General features: G+C 69.5%; 17 protein-coding genes. 7 read left to right on the forward strand and 10 right to left on the reverse strand.

Going from position 1 to position 19,883, the window contains the following annotated elements; all coding sequences use genetic code 11:
- Positions 1-72: 72 nt before the first annotated feature.
- From WS75_RS03005 to gtdA, 4 genes are all read right to left on the reverse strand, one after another.
- On the reverse strand, positions 73-1,281 hold the full coding sequence (locus tag WS75_RS03005) for a 3-hydroxybenzoate 6-monooxygenase (protein WP_059679282.1): 1,209 nt from the start codon (positions 1,279-1,281) through the stop codon (positions 73-75).
- Between the two features lie 19 nt (positions 1,282-1,300).
- The gene (gene maiA, locus WS75_RS03010) at positions 1,301-1,942 is read right to left on the reverse strand and encodes a maleylacetoacetate isomerase (protein ID WP_059679097.1); all 642 of its coding nucleotides are present in this window, start codon (positions 1,940-1,942) and stop codon (positions 1,301-1,303) included.
- A gap of 34 nt (positions 1,943-1,976) precedes the next feature.
- Entirely contained in the window at positions 1,977-2,675 is a 699-nt protein-coding gene (locus tag WS75_RS03015; protein ID WP_059679098.1) for a fumarylacetoacetate hydrolase family protein, read from the reverse strand.
- A gap of 108 nt (positions 2,676-2,783) precedes the next feature.
- Entirely contained in the window at positions 2,784-3,830 is a 1,047-nt protein-coding gene (gtdA, locus tag WS75_RS03020; protein ID WP_059679099.1) for a gentisate 1,2-dioxygenase, read from the reverse strand.
- A 164-nt stretch (positions 3,831-3,994) separates the two neighbouring features.
- Between gtdA and WS75_RS03025 the strand changes: the two genes are divergently transcribed.
- Positions 3,995-4,939: a LysR substrate-binding domain-containing protein gene (locus WS75_RS03025; RefSeq protein WP_059679100.1), complete on the forward strand. Its 945-nt coding sequence runs from the start codon at positions 3,995-3,997 to the stop codon at positions 4,937-4,939.
- A 46-nt stretch (positions 4,940-4,985) separates the two neighbouring features.
- On the opposite strand, the gene WS75_RS03030 is transcribed toward WS75_RS03025, so the two are convergent.
- Genes WS75_RS03030 through WS75_RS03045 form a run of 4 tightly spaced genes read right to left on the reverse strand, consistent with a single transcriptional unit; the run spans position 4,986 to position 8,540 of the window.
- A complete protein-coding gene (locus WS75_RS03030; RefSeq protein WP_059679101.1) occupies positions 4,986-6,254 on the reverse strand; it encodes an NAD(P)/FAD-dependent oxidoreductase in 1,269 nt (422 codons plus the stop codon).
- Entirely contained in the window at positions 6,251-6,484 is a 234-nt protein-coding gene (locus WS75_RS03035; RefSeq protein WP_011658575.1) for a 2Fe-2S iron-sulfur cluster-binding protein, read from the reverse strand. The genes WS75_RS03030 and WS75_RS03035 overlap by 4 nt, the downstream gene beginning before the upstream one ends.
- Positions 6,481-7,611 (reverse strand): NAD(P)/FAD-dependent oxidoreductase, encoded by a 1,131-nt coding sequence (locus WS75_RS03040; RefSeq protein ID WP_059679102.1) that lies wholly within the window; start codon positions 7,609-7,611, stop codon positions 6,481-6,483. Before WS75_RS03040 ends, WS75_RS03035 begins: the two co-directional genes overlap by 4 nt.
- On the reverse strand, positions 7,608-8,540 hold the full coding sequence (locus WS75_RS03045; RefSeq protein ID WP_059679283.1) for a 4-hydroxyproline epimerase: 933 nt from the start codon (positions 8,538-8,540) through the stop codon (positions 7,608-7,610). The genes WS75_RS03040 and WS75_RS03045 overlap by 4 nt, the downstream gene beginning before the upstream one ends.
- Before the next feature lie 608 nt (positions 8,541-9,148).
- Here WS75_RS03045 and WS75_RS03050 point away from each other — a divergent pair.
- From WS75_RS03050 to ilvD, 4 genes are all read left to right on the forward strand, one after another.
- Positions 9,149-10,774: an APC family permease gene (locus WS75_RS03050; protein ID WP_059679103.1), complete on the forward strand. Its 1,626-nt coding sequence runs from the start codon at positions 9,149-9,151 to the stop codon at positions 10,772-10,774.
- A gap of 71 nt (positions 10,775-10,845) precedes the next feature.
- Positions 10,846-12,438 (forward strand): aldehyde dehydrogenase (NADP(+)), encoded by a 1,593-nt coding sequence (locus WS75_RS03055; RefSeq protein WP_059679104.1) that lies wholly within the window; start codon positions 10,846-10,848, stop codon positions 12,436-12,438.
- Entirely contained in the window at positions 12,431-13,453 is a 1,023-nt protein-coding gene (locus WS75_RS03060) for an Ldh family oxidoreductase (RefSeq protein WP_059679105.1), read from the forward strand. Before WS75_RS03055 ends, WS75_RS03060 begins: the two co-directional genes overlap by 8 nt.
- Positions 13,454-13,720: 267 nt before the next feature.
- Entirely contained in the window at positions 13,721-15,580 is a 1,860-nt protein-coding gene (ilvD, locus tag WS75_RS03065; RefSeq protein WP_059679106.1) for a dihydroxy-acid dehydratase, read from the forward strand.
- A 116-nt stretch (positions 15,581-15,696) separates the two neighbouring features.
- On the opposite strand, the gene WS75_RS03070 is transcribed toward ilvD, so the two are convergent.
- Both WS75_RS03070 and WS75_RS03075 read right to left on the reverse strand, forming a co-directional pair.
- Entirely contained in the window at positions 15,697-16,464 is a 768-nt protein-coding gene (locus tag WS75_RS03070) for an SH3 domain-containing protein (RefSeq protein WP_059679284.1), read from the reverse strand.
- 33 nt (positions 16,465-16,497) lie between these two features.
- The gene (locus WS75_RS03075; protein ID WP_059679107.1) at positions 16,498-16,923 is read right to left on the reverse strand and encodes a hypothetical protein; all 426 of its coding nucleotides are present in this window, start codon (positions 16,921-16,923) and stop codon (positions 16,498-16,500) included.
- Positions 16,924-17,224: 301 nt separating this feature from the next.
- On the opposite strand from WS75_RS03075, the gene WS75_RS03080 reads away from it, so the two are divergent.
- Positions 17,225-18,784: a sigma-70 family RNA polymerase sigma factor gene (locus WS75_RS03080; RefSeq protein WP_059679108.1), complete on the forward strand. Its 1,560-nt coding sequence runs from the start codon at positions 17,225-17,227 to the stop codon at positions 18,782-18,784.
- A 186-nt stretch (positions 18,785-18,970) separates the two neighbouring features.
- Entirely contained in the window at positions 18,971-19,849 is an 879-nt protein-coding gene (locus WS75_RS03085; protein WP_059679109.1) for a helix-hairpin-helix domain-containing protein, read from the forward strand.
- Positions 19,850-19,883: the final 34 nt, after the last annotated feature.

The following is a 19,883-nucleotide window of genomic DNA, read 5'->3' on the forward strand; positions in this document are numbered from 1 at the left end:
ATGTCTCCTCCATGAAGGCGGTCGCGCGCGATGTCGTTGGAATGCGCGCCGCCGGATCCGGGCTGAAGCGCGTCAGGCGACGGTCTTCAGGCAATCTTGCGCGCGCCAGCCGTGCAGCCAGTCGAGCGCGTCGTAGAACTGCGCCTGCGTGCGTCCGACCCACAGCGCGTTGCGCACCTGCCGCTCGACGCCCTTCGCGTGATAGATCCGCCCCATCTCGCGCGCCGAATACAGCACGCGCGCGGTGCGCGGAATCCGCACGTGTTCGTACAGCGCGAACGCGGCCTCGAAGTCGCCATCGGTCCGCGCGACGGCCGCACCGAGCGTCACCGCATCTTCGAGCGCCTGGCACGCGCCCTGCGCGATGTATTGCGTCATCGGATGGGCGGCGTCGCCGAGCACCGTCGCGCGGCCCGCGCTCCAGCGTTCGACCGGGTCGCGATCGGCGGTCGCCCAGCGCTTCCACGACGTCGGCCGGTCGAGCATCTGCTTCGGCAGCGGATGGATGCCGTCGAAGTACGACAGCACTTCCTCCTTGCTGCCGTCGCGCACGCCCCAGGTTTCCTGCTCGCGGCTGTGGAACGTGACGACGAGGTTGTATTGCCGTCCGCCCCGCAGCGGATAGTGGACGAGATGGCAATGCGGGCCAGCCCACACGACCGGCGCATTGATCTGCAGATCCTTCGGCATGTTGTCGACGTCGACGACCGCGCGGTACACGACGTGCCCCGTCACGCGATGCGCGTCGCCGATCAGCGCCTGCCGGATCGCGGACTTCACGCCGTCGCAGCCGATCACCGCGTCGGCGCGATAACGCTCGCCATGCTGGTCGATCACGGTCACGCCGTTGCCGTCCTGCTCGAACCCGCACACCTGCGTGCTGGTCCGGAATTCGATCAGCGGATGATCCTTGACCGCCTCGTAGATCGACAGGTGGATGTCCGCGCGATGGATCACCGCATACGGGTTGCCGAAGCGCTCGCGATACGCGGCGCCCGTATCGATGCACGCGACTTCCCGTGCATCGATCGCATCCATCAGTTGCAGCCGGTCGGTGAACACCGCGCGGCCGCGCGCAGCTTCGCCGACGCCCAGCGCGTCGAGCGCATTGAACGCGTTCGCGGCGAGCTGGATGCCCGCGCCGATCTCGCCGATTTGCGCGGCCTGTTCGAGCAGCTTCACGCGAATGCCCTGGCGCGCGAGCGCCAGCGCCGTCGCGAGCCCGCCGATGCCGCCGCCGATCACGAGTACGCGTCGGCCTGTCATGTTTGTCTCGCCCATGTCTGTCTCCTCCTTCGTGTTACGCGACGTAGTCCGGTTGCCGCTGCGGCTGCGCCGCTTCGAACGCCGGCTCGCGTCGCGCGTGTTCATGAACCGCGAGGCTGCGCGGATATGCGCTCAGGTCGCAATCCATCCGCAGCGCGTTCGCGACCTGCGGCACGAGGCAGACGTCGGCGAGCGTCGGCGCCGCGCCGAAACACCACGGGCCCGTGCCCGCGCGTGCGAGCAGGCGCTCGGCGCCGGCCATGCCTTCCGCGATCCAGTGCCGATACCACGCACTCTTCTGCTGCGGCGTGACCTGCAGTTCGCTGTCGAGGTAGCGCAGCACGCGCAGGTTGTTGACCGGATGGATGTCGCACGCGATCAGCGTCGCGAGTTCCAGCACGCGTGCGCGCTGCCGCGGTTCCAGCGGAATCAGCCGCGGCGCCGGATGAATCTGGTCGAGGTAATCGATGATCGCGAGCGACTGGCCGAGACGGAAATCGCCATCGACCAGCGCCGGCACCGACGCCGACGGATTCACCCGCGCGACGTAGCCAGCCTCGCGGTGCTCGCCCGTGCGGATGTTCACGGGCAGCGTGTCGTACGGCAGTCCTTTCAGCGCGAGTGCAATGCGCACCCGATAGGATGTCGAACTGTTGAAGAAGCTATGCAGTTGCACGATGTGACCTTTCGAGGAAATCGAATAACGCGCGTCAGACCACGCGCACGGCCAATTCGCCGAGACGCTCGACGCCGACCTTCATCACGTCGCCCTTGACCACCGCGCCGACGCCCTCCGGCGTGCCGGTGAAGATCACGTCGCCCGGTTCGAGGCGGAAGAACTTCGACAGGTCGGCCACCGTTTCCGCGACCGACCAGATCAGGTGCGACACGTCGCTCTTCTGCTTCGTCGCGCCGTTGACCGTCAGCCACAGGCCGGCCTGCTCGAAATGCCCGACCTCGCTCGCCGGATGCACGGGGCCGATCGGCGCGGAACGGTCGAACGCCTTGCCGATTTCCCACGGGCGGCCCATCTCGCGCATCTTCATCTGCAGGTCGCGGCGCGTCATGTCGAGGCCGACGGCATAACCCCACACGTGCTCGAGCGCGCGCTCGAGCGGAATGTCGGAACCGCCCTTGCCGATCACCGCGACGAGTTCGGCTTCGTAGTGATAGTTCTGCGTTTGCGACGGATACGCCAGATCGAGCGTTGCGCCGTAGGCGACCGGCACGATCGAATCGGCCGGCTTGCAAAAGAAGAACGGCGGTTCGCGATCGGGATCGAAGCCCATTTCGCGCGCATGGGCCGCGTAATTGCGGCCGACGCAGTACACGCGGCGTACCGCGAAGCGGGCGTCGCTGCCGGCGACGGGAAGCGCCACCGGCGCTTCGGGCGGGAAAACATAAGTCATGAACGGCTCCAGCGTAGGCATGAAGGAAGGGCCGCGCGCCGCCTTCGCAGCGCACCGGACGAATCGGGGATATCAGGGATATCGGGAGAATCGGGCCAATCGGCGGCATCACTCGCGCGCTTCGCGCAGCAGGTTCAGCGCGGACAGCACCGGCCGGTCGGAATAGCTGAACAGCACGCTGTCGGACGAGGCCGCCAGCCGCAACCGCGCCCATGACGGCGCGACGAAGATGTCGTGCGGCTCGAATGCGAACGCGTCGTCGCCGATGTACGCGGTGCCGCTACCTTCGACGACGCAGTAGATCGTCGCGTCGGTGCTGCGATACGTGCGGCCGTCGAAGCCGGCCGGCAGGAACTGCATGAAGGTCGCGATCGTCGGCATCGGCCAGCCGCCCGTCGCGGGATTGACGTAGCGCAGCTTCACGCCGTCCCACGCGTCGAGCTCGCCGTTGCGGTACAGCGCGTCAAGGGCCTCGCGGGTGCGTGCATACGGATAGCTGAACACCGGCGACGTCGGATCGCTCGCGCGATGGCGCACCGGCACCATGTTGTGGCCGAAGCGCGCGAAGCTGTCGCCTTCCGCGCGGCTGACGGGCTGCTCGGCTTCCGGGTAGTTCTCCGCGAAGCCTGCGTCGAGGTGCCCGACCAGCGGGATGTCGAGCCCGTCGAGCCACACGACCGGCTCGCCGCCGTCTTCCGCCGACGGGTTGCCGTGGTCGTGCCACGCCCACGACGGCGTGATGATGAAGTCGCCCGGATGCATCGTCGTGCGCTCGCCGTTCACCGCGGTCCACGCGCCCTTGCCCTCGATGATGAAGCGCAGCGCCGACTGCGTATGCCGGTGGCTCGGCGCGATCTCGCCCGGCAGGATCAGTTGCAGGCCCGCGTACAGGTTCGGCGTCATGCTCGACTTGCCGGGCAGCCCCGGGTTCTCGAGCACCAGCACGCGGCGCACGGCTTCTTCCGCGCTGATCACGCCGCCGGCCTGCATCACCAGGTCACGCACCTGCGCGTACTTCCAGATCGAGGGCTGCGCGGCCGGCTGCGGCGCTTTCGGCACGAGGTTGTGCAGCGACTCCCACAACGGCGCGAGGCGCTGTTCGGCAATCCGTGCGTAATAGTCGGCGCGCGATGTATCCGGGTGTCGGCTGGTCATGACGTCTCCTTGGTGCGGCCGATCGCGGTCGGCGCTGTGTCGGGTCGGGGACCGCGTGCTTCGGTCCGTCGGCACATTTATATTCGACGCAGACATACCCGGTAAAATGGCGAAATCATCTAATCCATATTATTTTTGATATACCTTCCGACACGGAGCACGCGATGGACTGGACCTATCGGCTGCGATTGCGGCACCTCCAAGTGCTGCTGAGCCTGGCCAGCACGGGCAACCTGAGCCAGTCGGCGGCGGCGCTCGCGACCACCCAGCCCGCGCTGTCGAAATGGCTGAAGGAACTGGAAGAGGATGTCGGGCTGCCGCTGTTCGAACGGCACGCGCGCGGCCTGCGGCCGACGGCCTACGGCGATGCGCTGATCGAGCACGCGCGCCGCGTGGAAGCGCAGCTCGACGTCGTGCGTGACGACATGGCCGCGTTGCGTGAAGGCGGCAGCGGCCTGGTCACGATCGGCACGTCGGGCGTCGCGGCGGCCGATACCGTGCCGCTCGCGGTCTCGCAGTTGCTGAAGCGGATGCCGCGCGCGCAGGTGCGGCTCGCGGAGAGCACGATGAACCAGCTGATGCCGCAACTCGCGCGCGGCGAACTCGACATCGTCGTCGGCCGCTCGGGCTCCGCGTCCGTCGATCCGCATCTGCACGCCGAAGCGCTGTACGTCGATCCGGTGGTGTTCGTCGCGCGGCCCGATCATCCGCTCGTCGGCGCGGCGGCTGTCGGCTGGGACGAGGTGCTGGCCCACTCGTGGATCGTCTGGCCGTCCGGCACACCGGTGCACAACGCGCTGCAGGTCGCGCTGACGGCCGCCGGCCGCGTGCAGCCGCCGCATTGCGTCGAATCGAATTCGTCGATCCTGAACCTCACGCTGCTGAACAACACCGACCTGCTGGGCGTCGCGTCGCATCGTGCCGCGCGGCGCTTCGAGCAACTGAACGCGATCCGCATCCTGCCGATGCGGCTCGAGGGACAAGGCGCGGTGTCGATGTACTGGCATCCGGACAGCGCGAATCGCGCGGCCGTGGCCGCCGCGATCGAGTGCCTGCGTGCCTGTGCGGCACCGCAGGTGGGCGGATGGGAGAAAGTGGAGGTGGAATGAGCGGCGCGGCGGCCCGGCACGAACCGGGCCACTTCACCGTGGCGCGTCAGGCGCCGTCGCAGGACACCGTGTCGTCCAGCATCAGCGTGCCGACCCGCGCGGGCACGAGCGGCGTGCGCGGGACCGGTGGCGTCCAGCCGAACAGCGCCTGCGCGGCCGCACCGCACACGCGGCCCTGGCATGCGCCCATTCCGCAGCGCGTCTGCAGCTTCGCGGCCGTCCAGCCCGACGCCGGCGCGACCGCGTCGAAGCGCACGTCCTCGCATCGGCACAGCAGCGTATCGGCCCGCGCGAGCCGGCGGATCGGCTCGCGGATCGCGAAGCGTTCGTGCACCGCGTCCGCGAATCCCTGCCAGCGCGCGCGCTGCGCGATCAGCCCGGCCAGCGGTGCCGTCTGCCCGGTGGCCGCGCAGCCGGCGATCTCGCCTTCGACCATCGCCAGTTCGCTGCCGCCGACACCCGTGCACTCGCCTGCGGCGAAACAGCCGTCGCGGCTCGTGCGCTGGTGCGCGTCGACCACGACCGCGCCGTTCTCGATCCGGCAGCCGAGGTGGCTCGGCAGCACGGTGTTCGGCACGAGGCCAAAACCGCACGCGAGCCGGTCGCAGTCGACCTCGAATTCACGCTCGCCCTGCCGGATCCGCACGCGTTCGAGCCGCTTGTCGCCGAACGCTTCGACGACGTGTGCGCCGGGCCGATAGGCGGCCGTGACGAGCTTCGCGGCCTGCGCGAGTTTCGACGGCCAGCGCCACAGCCCCGCGCCGAAACCGGCAACATCGCTCCACGCAGCCTGTTCGAGCACGTGCGACACCTGCGCGCCGGCCTGCCGGGCCGTCGCCGCGCTCGCGAGCAGCAGCGGGCCGCTGCCGGCGATCACGGTGCGCTGCCCGCGCACGTCGAGACCGTACTTGATCAGCGCCTGCAGGCCGCCCGCGCCGGTCACGCCCGGCAGCGTCCAGCCGGGGAACGGCAACAGCAGCTCGCGCGCGCCGCAGCACACGATCAGCGTGCGGAATTCGAGCAGGAACCCGCGCTCGTCGTCCTCCAGCAGCAGCGTGCCCGGCTGCGTCTCGGCGACGATGCGCGTGCCCGCCAGATGCGTGACGTTCGGCTGACGCAGCACGGCAAGGCGTTCCGCCGCGGCCGGCGCCGGCGTCGCGGCCGCCGCCTGGCGCCAGATCTGCCCGCCCGCGCGCGGGTTGTCGTCGACGATCGCGATCGTCGCGCCGCTTCGTGCGGCGGCCCGCGCGGCCGACAATCCGGCCGGGCCCGCGCCGACGATGGCGACGTCGACGCTGAGTCGTTCCTGTTTCATCGCGTGCGCTCCACCCGCATCCCGTCGCGGCACAGCGTCTGGCAAGCCAGACGACGGCGGCCGTCGATCGTCATCCTGCACTCCTGGCAGATGCCCATACCGCAAAACGGCGCGCGCGCCGCACCCGTGCACGACACGCGCGTCGTGTCGTCGCCGCTCGCCGCGACGGCGGCCGCGACGGTCGCGCCGTCGGCCACCGTCAGCGCGCGGCCGTCCAGATGAATGATCATGAAGAAAGCGCTCCGGCTACGGGGGACGTCGTCAGGAAACGTCCCGGCAAATACGGTTCGATGTCGATGGGCGGCCGTTCGCCGGTCATCAGCGCGGCGACGAGCCGCGCACTGCCTGGCGCGGTCGTCACGCCGAGCCCTTCGTGCCCGACCGCGAGCCATACGCCCGGCCGCGCCGGATGCTCGCCGAGCAGCGGCAGACCGTCGGGGCTCGCGGAACGGAAGCCCGTCCATGCGCGAATGCCGTTCAGGTCGGCCAGATCCGGCAGGTACCCGGCCGCGCGGCGCAGCATGCGCGCGAGGACCGGCGGCTCGACGCGCGTGTCCTCGGTGTCGAACTGGCGCGACGAGCCGATCAGCAGTTGGCCGGTGGGCCGCGGCTGCACGTTGAATGCGACCGACGTGCCGTCGCTCGCATGCGCGCTCGCCGCATAGCCGAGCTCGACGAGCTGGTGCGACACCTGACCCGGATAGCGATCGGTGATGAGCAGATGCCCCTTCTTCGGGCGCAGCGGCAATTCGGGCAACAGCGTGCGCGCGGCGACGCCGTTCGCGACGACGACGCGCTCCGCGCGCAGCGTGTCGCCGCTCGCGAGCGTCACGCTCGGGCCGTCGACCGCCACCGCGCACTCGCGCCGCAACGTGATGCCCTGCGCGCGCTGCAACAGCCAGCTCGCGGCGACGGGCGCATAAAGAATCGCGTCGCCGGGGATCTTCAGCGCGCCGCCGAGGCCCGCGCGCAGCATCGGCTCCAGCCCCGCGAGCGTCGCCGCGTCGATCAGCTCGCCCGCCACGCCGTGCGCGGCGAGCGTCGCCTGCTTGGTGCGCGCGAGGTCCATCTCGTGGGCATCGGCCGCGAGCCACAGCGTGCCGCAGTTGCGGTAAGCGCAGCCTTCGGGCATCTCACCGGCGAGCGCGCGCCACAATTCGATCGAGTAATGGCTCAGCGCGAGCTCCGCCGCGTTGTCGTCCATCGCGACGAGGTGCCCCATGCCGGCGCCGGTCGCGCCGCCGCTCGCGTCGTCGACGACAAGCACGCGCAGCCCGCGCTGCGCGAGCTCATGGGCACACGCCGCGCCGACGATGCCGGCGCCGATCACGACGACGTCGGTCCGAGTCTCGCTCACGACACGATGCCCCAGCCGAACGGATCGTCTTCCTCGATCAGCAGCGTCGCTTCCGCGCTCAGGTGCGCGCTGCCGCGAATCGTCGGCACGATGCCGCCGTCGGCCTGCGCGTAGCTCGCCTGGAACACGCTGCCGATCACGCTCGCCTGCCGCCACACGACGCCCGGTTCGAGCTTGCCGTCGGCCGCGAGGCACGCGAGCTTCGCGCTCGTGCCGGTGCCGCACGGGGAGCGGTCGTACGCATGGCCCGGGCACAGCACGAAGCTGCGGCTGTCGTGCTCGGGATCGTCCGCGAACAGTTCGATATGGTCGATCTCGCCGCCGTTCGCGCCGGTGATGCCCGCGCGTTCGAGCCCTGCACGCACCGCGGACGAATAGGCGGTCAGCGCCGCCACGTTGTCGCCCGCCACGCGCTGGCCGTGATCGCTGATCAGGAAGAACCAGTTGCCGCCCCACGCAATGTCGCCCTTCACGGGACCGTAACCGGGCACATCGACGTCGACGGCCTTCGCATGGCGGTACGCGAGCACATTGCGCACGCTGACCGACAGGTCATCGTGCAGCGTCGCCTCGACGGTGCCGACCGGCGTTTCGATCTGGTGCACGCCCGGCTCGATACGGCCCATGTGATGCAGCGTGCGCACGACGCCGATCGTGCCGTGCCCGCACATTCCGAGGTAACCGCTGTTGTTGAAGAAGATCACGCCGGCCGCGGCCTCCGGCGACACGGGTTCGCACAGCAGCGCGCCGACCAGCACATCGCTGCCGCGCGGCTCGAGAATGCATGCGGTGCGATAGCGATCGTGCTCGCGGGCGAGCACGTCGCGGCGCTCGGCCATCGTGCCGTTGCCGAGCGGGGGGAAGCCGGACACGACGAGCCGCGTGGGTTCGCCGCCCGTGTGCGAATCGATGATCTGAATGCGCTTCATCATGAGCCGTCCGAAGTGGGGAAAGGAGCATAGCTTCCTCCGTCACGCGTCCGTTCGCTTGTGGCTTTTCGATGAGGACGGCGACGAAATCGGCATAGTCCGGAACGCGTTTCGCGACCCTTGCGGCCACTGTGCCGATTTCGTCATTTTGCTCCGCGATACGGCTCAAGCGTGATGGGTGTTTGCACGGCGATACTGGTTGCACGTCGACGCGCCTGTCGTCGACCGATACGAAGCAGGAGATTGCAGTGAGCCGAAACGCCATCCAGCTGACCGGAGTTTTCCCCGTCCTCAGCAACCGGTTCATACCGGGCGCTTCCATCGCTTTCGACGCCGCGCATCGCGCCGGACGGAACCGCGCGAACCGCTGACCGATTTCCCCCCGGCGGTGCAACGGCCTCCCCCCGTCGCATTGCCACTTCCGTGTCCGGCATGGCCGGCACGGGCCCGTTCGCCGCGGCGCCTGCCCGCGCCGCACTTGAACGGACCCCGGCTCGCCCCGGCGGCCGTTCGAACCGGTCGCACGCCGGCCGGCAGGTGTTGCGCCACGGCGCGTCGGAGCGCGGCGCAAGCCACACCTGCCCCGATATTTCCCAGGAGACAAACCCATGCCAGGTCAAGGCAACACACACCCGTCCGTCCCGCTTTCCCGCTCCGTGCCCGCCGACGGCGGTCACGGCAAGTTCAAGAAGCAGCTGTCGCTGACCGACCTGACGTTCATCGGCCTCGGTGCAATCTTCGGTTCGGGGTGGCTGTTCGCCGCGAGTCACGTGTCGACGATCGCCGGCCCGGCCGGCATCTTCTCGTGGCTGCTCGGCGGCTTCGCGGTGCTGCTGCTCGGCATCGTCTACTGCGAGCTCGGCGCCGCGCTGCCGCGTGCAGGCGGCGTGGTTCGCTACCCGGTGTTCTCGCACGGCCCGCTGCTCGGCTACCTGATGGGCTTCATCACGCTGATCGCGTTCTCTAGCCTGATCGCGATCGAAGTGGTCGCCGCGCGCCAGTATGCTGCAGCGTGGTTCCCGGGCCTGACCAAGGCGGGATCGAGCGACCCGACGACGATCGGCTGGCTCGTGCAGGCCGCGCTGCTGTGCTTCTTCTTTTATCTGAACTATTCGAGCGTGAAGACGTTCGCGAAGGCGAACAACATCATCAGCATTTTCAAGTTCATCGTGCCGCTGTCGGTGATCGCGGTGCTGTTCACGTTCTTCAAGCCCGCCAACCTCACCGCGCACGGTTTCGCGCCGTTCGGCACGCCGGGCATCGAGATGGCCGTGTCGGCCGGCGGCATCATCTTCGCGTATCTCGGCCTCACGCCGATCGTGTCGGTCGCGAGCGAAGTGCGAAATCCGCAGCGCACGATCCCGATCGCGCTGATCCTGTCGATCCTCCTGTCCACGCTGATCTACGTGCTGCTGCAGCTCGCGTTCATCGGCAGCATCCCGACCGACATGCTGGCCGCCGGCTGGCACGACGTGAGCAAGGCCTTCTCGCTGCCGTACCGCGACATCGCGCTCGCGCTCGGCGTGGGCTGGCTCGCGGTGATGGTGGTCGCCGACGCGATGATCTCGCCGAGCGGCTGCGGCAACATCTACATGAACGCGACGCCGCGCGTCGTCTATGGCTGGGCGAAGACGGGCACGTTCTTCAAGGTGTTCACGCGCGTCGACGAGGCATCGGGCATCCCGCGTGCGGGCCTGTGGCTCACGTTCGGCCTTGCGATCTTCTGGACCATGCCGTTCCCGTCGTGGGAAGCGCTGATCAACATCGTGTCCGCCGCGCTGGTGCTGAGCTATGCGGTCGCGCCCGTGTCGGTCGCCGCGCTGCGCCGCACCGCGCCCGGCCTGCCGCGGCCGTTCCGCGCGGTGGCGTTCGGCATCACCGGCCCCGCGTCGTTCGTGATCGCCGCGCTGATCGTCTATTGGTCGGGCTGGGGTACGGTGTCCTGGCTGCTCGGCCTGCAGATCGTCATGTTCGTGATCTATCTCGCGTGCCGCCGCTGGGTGCCGACCGCGCATCTGAGCCTCGCCGAGCAAGTGCGTTCGTCCGCGTGGCTGATCGCGTTCTATGCGGCCATGATCGTGCTGTCGTACTTCGGCGGCTTCGGCGGCACGGGCCAGCTCGCGCATCCGTACGACACGGTCGTCGTCGCGGCCGTCGCGCTTGTCATCTATTACTGGGGCGCCAATACCGGCATCCGTTCCGACAAGCTGCAGCTCGACGACGACGAAGACTGACACCCCCGCGTTCCCCATTTCACTCCGGCCGGGTGCACCACGCCCGGCCCCGCATTTTCCGAGGAAAACCCATGCAACTCACAGGTCAGCTCCTGATCGGCCAGTCGGCCATCGCCGGACAGAACGGCACCCTTCACGCGATCGCCGCCGCGACCGGCGAACCGCTCGAGCCCGCGTTCGGCGGCGCGAGCCTGCACGACCTGGAGACGGCCTGCGCGCTCGCCGACGAAGCCTTCGACACGTATCGCGAAACGAACCCCGAGCAACGCGCCGCGTTTCTCGATGCGATCGGCCGCAACATCATGGCGCTCGGGGACGACCTGATCGAGCGCTGCGTCACCGAAACGGGCCTGCCGCGCGCACGCATCGAAGGCGAACGCGGGCGCACGGTCGGCCAGCTCGCGCTGTTCGCGTCGCTCGTGCGCGACGGCGGTTACGTCGACGCGCGCATCGATCCGGCCCGCCCGGACCGCAAGCCGCTGCCGCGCGTCGACCTGCGCCTGCGCAACGTCGCGATCGGGCCGGTTGCCGTATTCGGCGCGTCGAACTTCCCGCTCGCGTTCTCGGTCGCGGGCGGCGATACCGCGTCGGCACTCGCCGCCGGCTGCCCGGTGATCGTCAAGGCGCACTCCGCGCATCCGGGCACGTCCGAGCTTGTCGGCCGCGCGATCCAGCAGGCCGTGCGCGAATGCGGGCTGCCGGCCGGCGTGTTCTCGCTGCTGTTCGACGCGTCGCGCGAAATCGGCCAGGCGCTCGTCGCGGATGCGCGCATCAAGGCCGTCGGTTTCACCGGCTCGCGCCGCGGCGGCGTCGCGCTGATGAACATCGCGGCCGCGCGCCACGAGCCGATTCCGGTCTATGCGGAAATGAGCTCGATCAACCCGGTGCTGCTGTTCCCGGCCGCGCTCGACGCGCGCCACGACGCGATCGCGCCGCAGTTCGTCGCATCGCTCACCCTCGGCGCCGGCCAGTTCTGCACCAACCCGGGCCTCGTGCTCGCGGTCGACGGCCCCGCGCTGCGCGCGTTCGAAGCCGCGGCGGCCACCGCCATGCAGGCGAGCGCCGCGCAGACGATGCTGACGCCGCACATCCACGCGAGCTATGCGCAAGGCGTGGCCGCCCTGAGCAAGCACGACGCGGTCGAACTGCTGGCGCAAGGCATGGAAGGCAGCCGCTACCAGGCGCGCGCGGCGCTGTTCGCGACCTCGGCGGACGCATTCATCGCCCACCCCGAACTGCGTGACGAAGTGTTCGGCCCCGCGTCGCTCATCGTGCGCTGCCCCGATGCCGACACGCTGCACCGCGTACTGAAATCGCTCGAAGGCCAGTTGACGATCGCCGCGCATCTCGCCGACGGCGACGCCGCGCTGTTCGCCGCGCTGCGCCCGACGCTCGAGCGCAAGGCCGGCCGCATTCTCGTCAACGGCTTCGGCACGGGCGTCGAGGTCGGTCATGCGATGGTGCACGGCGGCCCGTTCCCGGCCACGTCCGACACGCGCACGACGTCGGTCGGCGCACGCGCAATCGAGCGTTTCCTGCGCCCCGTGTCGTACCAGGACGTGCCGGACGCACTGCTGCCCGACGCCATCCGCAACGGCAACCCGCTGAACGTGCCGCAACGCATCGACGGCGTGCCCGCACCGCGGGAAGCGCGCGATGTCTGAGCCGCTCGCCGAAGTCGTCCTGTCGCTCGATGAGGTTCATGCGCTCGCGCTGCGGGTGCTGACGCACCACGGGATGTCCGATGCGCACGCGCGGGCGATCGCGCGTGTGATCACGCAGGGCCAGCGCGACGAGTGTCACTCGCACGGCGTGTACCGGCTGCTCGTGTGCGTGCGCTCGCTGAAGAAGGGCAAGGTCGACCCGCAAGCCGTGCCGACGTTGCGCCGGCTATCGTCGTCGATCGTCGCGGTCGACGCCCATCGCGGCTTCTCGCTGCTGAGCTTCGAAACCGGCCTGCCGGTGCTCGTCGAGATGGCGAAGCAGCACGGGATCGCCGCGATGGCGATCAACCACTGCTACCACTTCTCGGCGCTGTGGCCCGAGGTCGAGGCGATCGCCGCCGAGGGGCTGGTCGGCATCGCGATGAACCCGAGCCACAGCTGGGTCGCGCCGGAAGGCGGCCGCGAGCCGGTGTTCGGCACGAACCCGATCGCGTTCGCATGGCCGCGCCCGGACGGCGTGCCGTTCGTATTCGATTTCGCGACGAGCGCGATCGCGCGCGGCGACATCGAGCTGCATGCAAAACAGGGCAAGGCGATCCCGCCGCACTGGGCGATCGGCGCCGACGGCCAGCCGACCACCGACCCGAAGGCCGCGCTCCAGGGCGCGATGCGCACGTTCGGCGGGCACAAGGGCTCGGCGCTCGCGGCGATGGTCGAGCTGCTCGGCGGCGCGCTGATCGGCGACATGACGAGCCAGGAGTCGATGGACTTCGACGAAGGCGTCGGCGCGACGCCGTGCCACGGCGAGCTCGTGATCGCGTTCGACCCGAAGGTGTTCCTCGGCGACGACCTCGACGCGGGCCTCGCGCGCGGCGAGCGGATGTTCGCGTCGATCACCGGGCAAGGCGCGCGGCTGCCGTCGCAACGGCGCTTCGACGCCCGCGCGCGAAGCATCGCGCACGGCGTGCGGATTCCGAAGGCGCTGTACGACGAAATCCTGACGCTGCTCGACTGACGCACGATCGCGAGGCGCGGCTTCATCGCCGGCAGGCGGGGCGATGAAGCCGCCGTCCGGTTCGACCGGCGTGTCCCGCGCCCGCATCCAGGCGCCCCACCCGGCGCCCGCTCGCCCGCGCCTGCGGGCGCCGCACGCCCGGCGGCTGTGGGATAATCGTCGGGTTTGCCCAGGGCGCAGCTCAAGAGGTTGTTCGCACGGGCGCGCGAGAGGCCTTTATTCCCCGTGCCTCCACCCTTTTCCCGCGATATTTCTTCAGCAACGACAATGCCCACTTACCGTTCCAAAACCTCCACCGCCGGCCGCAACATGGCAGGTGCGCGCTCGCTGTGGCGCGCCACCGGCATGAAAGACGACGATTTCTCGAAACCGATCATCGCGGTCGTCAACTCGTTCACGCAGTTCGTGCCCGGGCACGTGCACCTGAAGGATCTCGGCCAGCTCGTCGCGCGCGAGATCGAGGCCGCCGGCGGCGTCGCGAAGGAATTCAACACGATCGCGGTCGACGACGGCATCGCGATGGGCCATGACGGCATGCTCTATTCGCTGCCGAGCCGCGACATCATCGCCGACTCGGTCGAGTACATGGTGAACGCGCACTGCGCGGACGCGATGGTGTGCATCTCGAACTGCGACAAGATCACCCCGGGGATGCTGATGGCCGCGATGCGCCTCAACATCCCGGTGATCTTCGTGTCGGGCGGCCCGATGGAAGCCGGCAAGACGCGCCTCGCGAACCCGATCACCAAGACCGTCGAACTGAAGAAGCTCGACCTCGTCGACGCGATGGTGATCGCGGCCGACCCGTCGTATTCGGATGCCGACGTCGCCGAAGTCGAGCGCTCGGCCTGCCCGACTTGCGGCTCGTGCTCGGGCATGTTCACCGCGAACTCGATGAACTGCCTGACCGAGGCGCTCGGCCTGTCGCTGCCCGGCAACGGCACGGTCGTCGCGACGCACGCGGATCGCGAGCAGCTGTTCAAGCGCGCCGGCCGCCGCATCGTCGAGCTGACCCGCCAGCACTACGAGCAGGACGACATGCGCGTGCTGCCGCGCTCGGTCGGCTTCAAGGCGTTCGAGAACGCGATGACGCTCGACATCGCGATGGGTGGTTCGACCAACACGATCCTGCACCTGCTGGCGATCGCGCAGGAAGCCGGCATCGACTTCACGATGAAGGACATCGATCGCCTGTCGCGCATCGTGCCGCAGCTGTGCAAGGTCGCGCCGAACACGAACAAGTACCACATCGAGGACGTGCACCGTGCGGGCGGCATCATGGCGATCCTCGGCGAGCTCGACCGCGCCGGCAAGCTGCACACCGACGTGCCGACCGTGCACGCGCCGACGCTGAAGGATGCACTCGACCAGTGGGACATCGTCCGCACGGAAGACGAAGCGGTCCGCACGTTCTACATGGCCGGCCCGGCCGGGATCCCGACGCAGGTCGCGTTCAGCCAGAACACGCGCTGGCCGAGCCTCGACCTCGACCGCGCCGAAGGCTGCATCCGCTCGTACGAGCATGCGTTCTCGAAGGAAGGCGGCCTCGCGGTGCTGACGGGCAACATCGCGCTCGACGGCTGCGTGGTGAAGACGGCCGGCGTCGACGAAAGCATCCTCGTGTTCGAGGGCTCGGCTCACGTGACCGAATCGCAGGACGAAGCGGTCGAGAACATCCTGAACGACAAGGTCAAGGCCGGCGACGTGGTGATCGTGCGCTACGAAGGCCCGAAGGGCGGCCCCGGCATGCAGGAAATGCTGTACCCGACGAGCTACATCAAGTCGAAGGGCCTCGGCAAGGCATGCGCGCTGCTGACGGACGGCCGCTTCTCGGGGGGCACGTCCGGCCTGTCGATCGGTCACTGCTCGCCGGAAGCGGCAGCGGGCGGCGCGATCGGCCTCGTGCGCGACGGCGACAGGATCCGCATCGACATCCCGAACCGCACGATCGACGTGCTGGTGTCGGATGAGGAACTCGCGCGTCGCCGCGAAGAGCAGAACGCGAAGGGCTGGAAGCCGGCGCAACCGCGCCCGCGCAAGGTGTCCGCTGCGCTGAAGGCCTATGCGAAGCTGGTGATGTCGGCCGACAAGGGCGCCGTGCGCGACCTGTCGCTGCTCGACGACTGACACCGGGCGACGGGCCGCGCGAACGGCCCGCCTGCGTGAACCAGAAGCCGCTCTCCGGAGCGGCTTTTTTTCGTCCGGCGCCGGCCCGAAGCCGCGGCACCCGTGCCGCCAATCGATCAATGACGAAACTCGTCGGTGCCGCCCGATCCGCCACCACCACCGCCGCCGTGGCTCCCGCCGCCGTGCCCGCCGCTGTTTCCACCGCCTTGCGGCCGTGCGCCGTAACCGCCGCCGCCCTGATACGTCGGCTGCACCGTCATCCGCGCCGCGCCCCCGCTGGGGGCGGGCTGCTGCGCAGGCGCGGGCGCGGCCTGCGGCGCCGGCGCGCGGTTCGAGCCATTCCAGCCGCCGCGCGTGGCCGACGGCCGCGCATCATGCCGCTCCGGTGACGCACCGCCCGGCGCCCGCTGGATCGGTCCGCCCGGCTGCGGGTGCCCGTGGGCGGGCGGCATCCCGCCGGGGCCGATGCGCGGCTCGGCACGATGCTCCCAGCGGTCGCGATCGTGAAACCACGGCCTGTGGCGGTAGTAGCGGTCCCAATACGCGCCGATCGCGAACCCGGTCACCGGCACGCCGATGATCGCGCCGTATTCGAGCAACGGCACATAATTGCCCTGGTACGGATAGTCGAGTTGCTCCGCGTCGATCCAGCCGCGCACGCCCGGCAGCGCGACGTCGCACCACGAGTAGTCGCTGAGGCAACCGAACACGTCCAGCGCCGTGCCGGGCTGAACCTGTGCGACGACCGGATAATCGGGTGCCGGCCCCGCATAGATTTCGGCCGCCGAGTTCGTGTAGGCGCTGCTTTGCGCGTCGGCAACGCCCGGCACCGCGGCGATGCCGAACAGGACGACGCAGAGACTTCGGATGATCGTGTTGCTCATGATGCTCTCCCGCGCGGTGCCACCGCGCGTCATTCAGTGTCGATGGCCCCCGCCCCAATGGCCGCCTCCCCAGTGGCCGCCGCCCCACGGACGGTGCCAGTACCCGCCCCGGTAGCCGCCGCCCCAATGCCCCCAGAAACCGAGGCCGATCGTGACGGGCGGCCCATACCAGCCCGGGTAGTACGCGGGATAGTAGGCCGGGTAAGGCACGTAGGCCGGCGCGAGATACACCGGGGCCGGTACATAGGTGTTATCGTCTGCCGGCGGCGGCACGGCGGGCGTCGGCGGCGCGACCGGTCCGGCGGTTGCCGGCGCCGCAGGGATCTCGCGCTGCGACATCGTGGCAGGCACGGGCGCGTAATACGGCACATAGCCGTATGGGCCAGTGTAATAACAGCCGCTCAGCATGAGCATGGCCAGCGCCATGACGGCAGGCCGCGCGGCGGGAATCGGGTTCATTCGAGGCTCCGCAGGGAATGGCGCGTCGCCGCGTGGCGCGCGCCTGACTCTAGCTTACGTCCCCTGCATATTTCTGCGGGTTTGATCCGTTACTTTTTGTTTCGCGGCAACAAAGAAAGGGGCGCGGGCATGCCGCATGCTCGCGCGTCAGCCGCGCCGGCGTTGAAGTTGGCGCAAATGCCCTCAAGTTGAGTATCGAGTCAGGCTGGCCGGCGCGGACGGGCGTTCGCGGCCTCCGGGAGCCTGAAACCCGCGGACTTCGGCCCGCCCAGACAGGAACGCGGCTCGCGCCGCCATCGACATGACTACGCCACGCCCCACGCTTCGGGCGGACACGCCCCTCGATCCGATCATCCAGTTGCTGGCCCTTGCCGGCGAACAGGGTTATCTGACGCACGCCGACCTCGTCGACGCGCTGCCGCCGGAGAGCGACAGCCCCGACGCGCTCGACGTCGTGCGCGCCGCGCTCGCGGACATCGGCATCGCCGTGCTCGACGAACCCGCCGCGCCGGCGCCGTTCGCGGGCGCGGCACCGGTCGACGTCGATCGCGACGCCCTCGACGAGGGCCGCGCGCTGCTCGGCGATCTCGCTCGCGGCACCGGTGCATCGACCGACCCGCTCGCGCTCTACATGCGGCGCATCCATGCGGTGCCGCTGCTCAAGCGCGAGGACGAAATCGTGCTTGCCCGCGAGATCGAAACGGGCCGCCATCAGATCCTGCACGCGCTCGCCGGCTGTCCGGCGGCCGTCGAGACGCTGCTCGCGCGCCATGCCGCAACGCGTGCAACGGGCGCGGCCGCCAACGACGGCGATGACGTCGACGACGGTGGCGACGTGCAGGCACCTGCGCGCTACGACACGCTGCAGGACTCGATCGCGGCCGTGCGCGACGCATTGCACGCGCAGGGCTGCCGTTCGGCCGAGTATCGCGACGCGCGTAACCGTCTGGCCGCGCTGCTCGGTTCGCTCGCATGGGTTGCACCGGCCGTCGACGAAGCGAGCCGCGTCTTGTGCGCACTCGCCGCCGCACCGGTCGAAGCCGGGACGGACGCCGCCACGTGCGCCGACGCCACGTGCTTCGACCCGGTCGCGCGGCGCGCGCTCGGCGCCGCGCTGAGCGACGGCCAGCAAAAAGTGCGCGACGGTACGCGCGCGATGCTCGAGGCGAACCTGCGCCTCGTGCTGTCGATCGCGCGCAAGTACATGAACCGTGGTGTCGACCTGCCCGATCTCGTGCAGGACGGCTGCCTCGGCCTGATGCGCGCGATCGAGAAATTCGAATACCGGCGCGGCTTCAAGTTCTCGACCTACGCGACCTGGTGGATCCGGCAGGCGGTCGCGCGCGCGGTGGCCGACCGCTCGCGCACGATCCGTGTGCCCGTGCACGTCAGCGACCAGTACCAGCGCGTGCAACGCCATGCGCTGCGCTTTCGCCAGCGCACGGGCCGCCGCGCGACGCCGGCCGAACTCGCGGCCGAGGCCGGGCTCGCCGAGGACAAGGTGCGCGCGGTGCTCGCGCTGCCGGCCGAGCCGATGTCGCTCGACACGCCGCTGCCCGACGCGGATACCGGACTGGTCGACCTGCTCGAGGATCAGGCATCGGCGAGCCCGTTCGAGCGTCTGGCGGACACGCGCATGCGTGAATGCGTGACGTCGCTGCTGCGCTCGGTCACGCCGGCCGAGGCCGACGTGCTGCGCCGGCGGTTCGGCCTCGGCGGCGCCGAACCCGACACCTACGATGCGATCGCGCAGGACGCGGGGATGTCGCGCGAACGCGTGCGGCAGATCGAGAAGCGCGCGCTCGCCACGCTGCGCATGGCCGCGGAGGCCGAGGGCGCGCAGTCGTTCCTCGATGCGTAACGGGCCGCACGTTCGTGCTGCACGCCGGCACGAACGTGCGCGGACCGGCTCCGCCTGTGCAACGTTTGCCATTGATGCGCATCAAATTTTGCTCGTCGCTTGCCGTGACAATGTGCTGAAATAACAATTGGACCCGGGGCGTTGCGCGCCGGGTCCATTCCGTTTGCACATCCCCAGGCTCCGCACATGCAAACGACCATCGGCCAAACACACGAGGAAAACCGGCACATCGCGGCCTGCCTGCGCGAGGCTGCGCAATTGCTTGCCGACCAGGGCGCGAATCCTTATCGGGTGGCCGCCTACCGCGCATCGGCCGATACGATCGAGTCGCTAGAAAACGGTATCCGCACGCGGTTCGACGCGGGCGGCGTCGATGCGCTCGGCGCACTGCCGGAGATCGGCACGGGCGTCGCGCAGGCGATCGCCGAACTGCTGGTGACGAGACGCTGGCGGCTGCTCGACCGGCTGCGCGGCGACGCGGAGCGCGCGTCCGCATTCGAAGCCGTGCCCGGCATCGGCCACGCGCTCGCGCTGCGGATTCACGACCAATTGCACATCGACACGCTCGAGGAGCTTGAACGCGCGGCCCGCAGCGGCCAACTCGAAGCGATTCCGGGCGTCGGCCCGCGGCGCGCGGCCGGCATCCGCGCGGCGCTCGACGACGTGCTGAGCCGGCGCCGGCGCTGGCAAGGCCACGCGCGCGACGCCAGCCTCGGCGCCGAGCCCCCCGTCGAACTGCTGCTTTACATCGACCGCCTGTACCGCAACAAGGCCGCCGCCGGGATCCTGCCCACGCTCGTGTCACGTCGGCTGAACGCCGACGTGAGCATTCAGCCACCCGTGATGCACATGACGAAAGGCGGCTGGCATTTCACCGCGCTGTGCCCGTATCCCGTGCGTCCGCAGGCGTCCGGTGGCACCGCGGACTGGGTCGCGCTCTACTTCTATGATGCGTTGCAATGCGAGAACCAGCGGACCGTCGTCACCGAAACGCTCGGCTCGCTCGTCGGCAAGCGCATCGTGCGCGGCCGCGAGATGGAATGCCGCGTGTATTACGCGGGATGAGTCACCCGGGACGCCAGCCGCGGCAGTACGGCCG

The sequence above is a fragment of the Burkholderia sp. FL-7-2-10-S1-D7 genome (assembly GCF_001524185.1).
GTDB classification, from domain to species: Bacteria; Pseudomonadota; Gammaproteobacteria; order Burkholderiales; family Burkholderiaceae; genus Burkholderia; species Burkholderia diffusa.

Coding starts and splice junctions, on each gene's coding strand:
- gtdA (WP_059679099.1), bottom strand. CDS start 3,830: ATGACCAGCCGACACCCGGATACATCGCGCGCCGACTATTACGCACGG.
- WS75_RS03060 (WP_059679105.1), top strand. CDS start 12,431: ATGTCTGAGCCGCTCGCCGAAGTCGTCCTGTCGCTCGATGAGGTTCAT.
- WS75_RS03070 (WP_059679284.1), bottom strand. CDS start 16,464: ATGAGCAACACGATCATCCGAAGTCTCTGCGTCGTCCTGTTCGGCATC.
- WS75_RS03005 (WP_059679282.1), bottom strand. CDS start 1,281: ATGGGCGAGACAAACATGACAGGCCGACGCGTACTCGTGATCGGCGGC.
- WS75_RS03030 (WP_059679101.1), bottom strand. CDS start 6,254: ATGAAACAGGAACGACTCAGCGTCGACGTCGCCATCGTCGGCGCGGGC.
- ilvD (WP_059679106.1), top strand. CDS start 13,721: ATGCCCACTTACCGTTCCAAAACCTCCACCGCCGGCCGCAACATGGCA.
- WS75_RS03085 (WP_059679109.1), top strand. CDS start 18,971: ATGCAAACGACCATCGGCCAAACACACGAGGAAAACCGGCACATCGCG.
- WS75_RS03015 (WP_059679098.1), bottom strand. CDS start 2,675: ATGACTTATGTTTTCCCGCCCGAAGCGCCGGTGGCGCTTCCCGTCGCC.
- WS75_RS03035 (WP_011658575.1), bottom strand. CDS start 6,484: ATGATCATTCATCTGGACGGCCGCGCGCTGACGGTGGCCGACGGCGCG.
- WS75_RS03080 (WP_059679108.1), top strand. CDS start 17,225: ATGACTACGCCACGCCCCACGCTTCGGGCGGACACGCCCCTCGATCCG.
- WS75_RS03050 (WP_059679103.1), top strand. CDS start 9,149: ATGCCAGGTCAAGGCAACACACACCCGTCCGTCCCGCTTTCCCGCTCC.
- WS75_RS03025 (WP_059679100.1), top strand. CDS start 3,995: ATGGACTGGACCTATCGGCTGCGATTGCGGCACCTCCAAGTGCTGCTG.
- WS75_RS03045 (WP_059679283.1), bottom strand. CDS start 8,540: ATGAAGCGCATTCAGATCATCGATTCGCACACGGGCGGCGAACCCACG.
- WS75_RS03055 (WP_059679104.1), top strand. CDS start 10,846: ATGCAACTCACAGGTCAGCTCCTGATCGGCCAGTCGGCCATCGCCGGA.
- WS75_RS03075 (WP_059679107.1), bottom strand. CDS start 16,923: ATGAACCCGATTCCCGCCGCGCGGCCTGCCGTCATGGCGCTGGCCATG.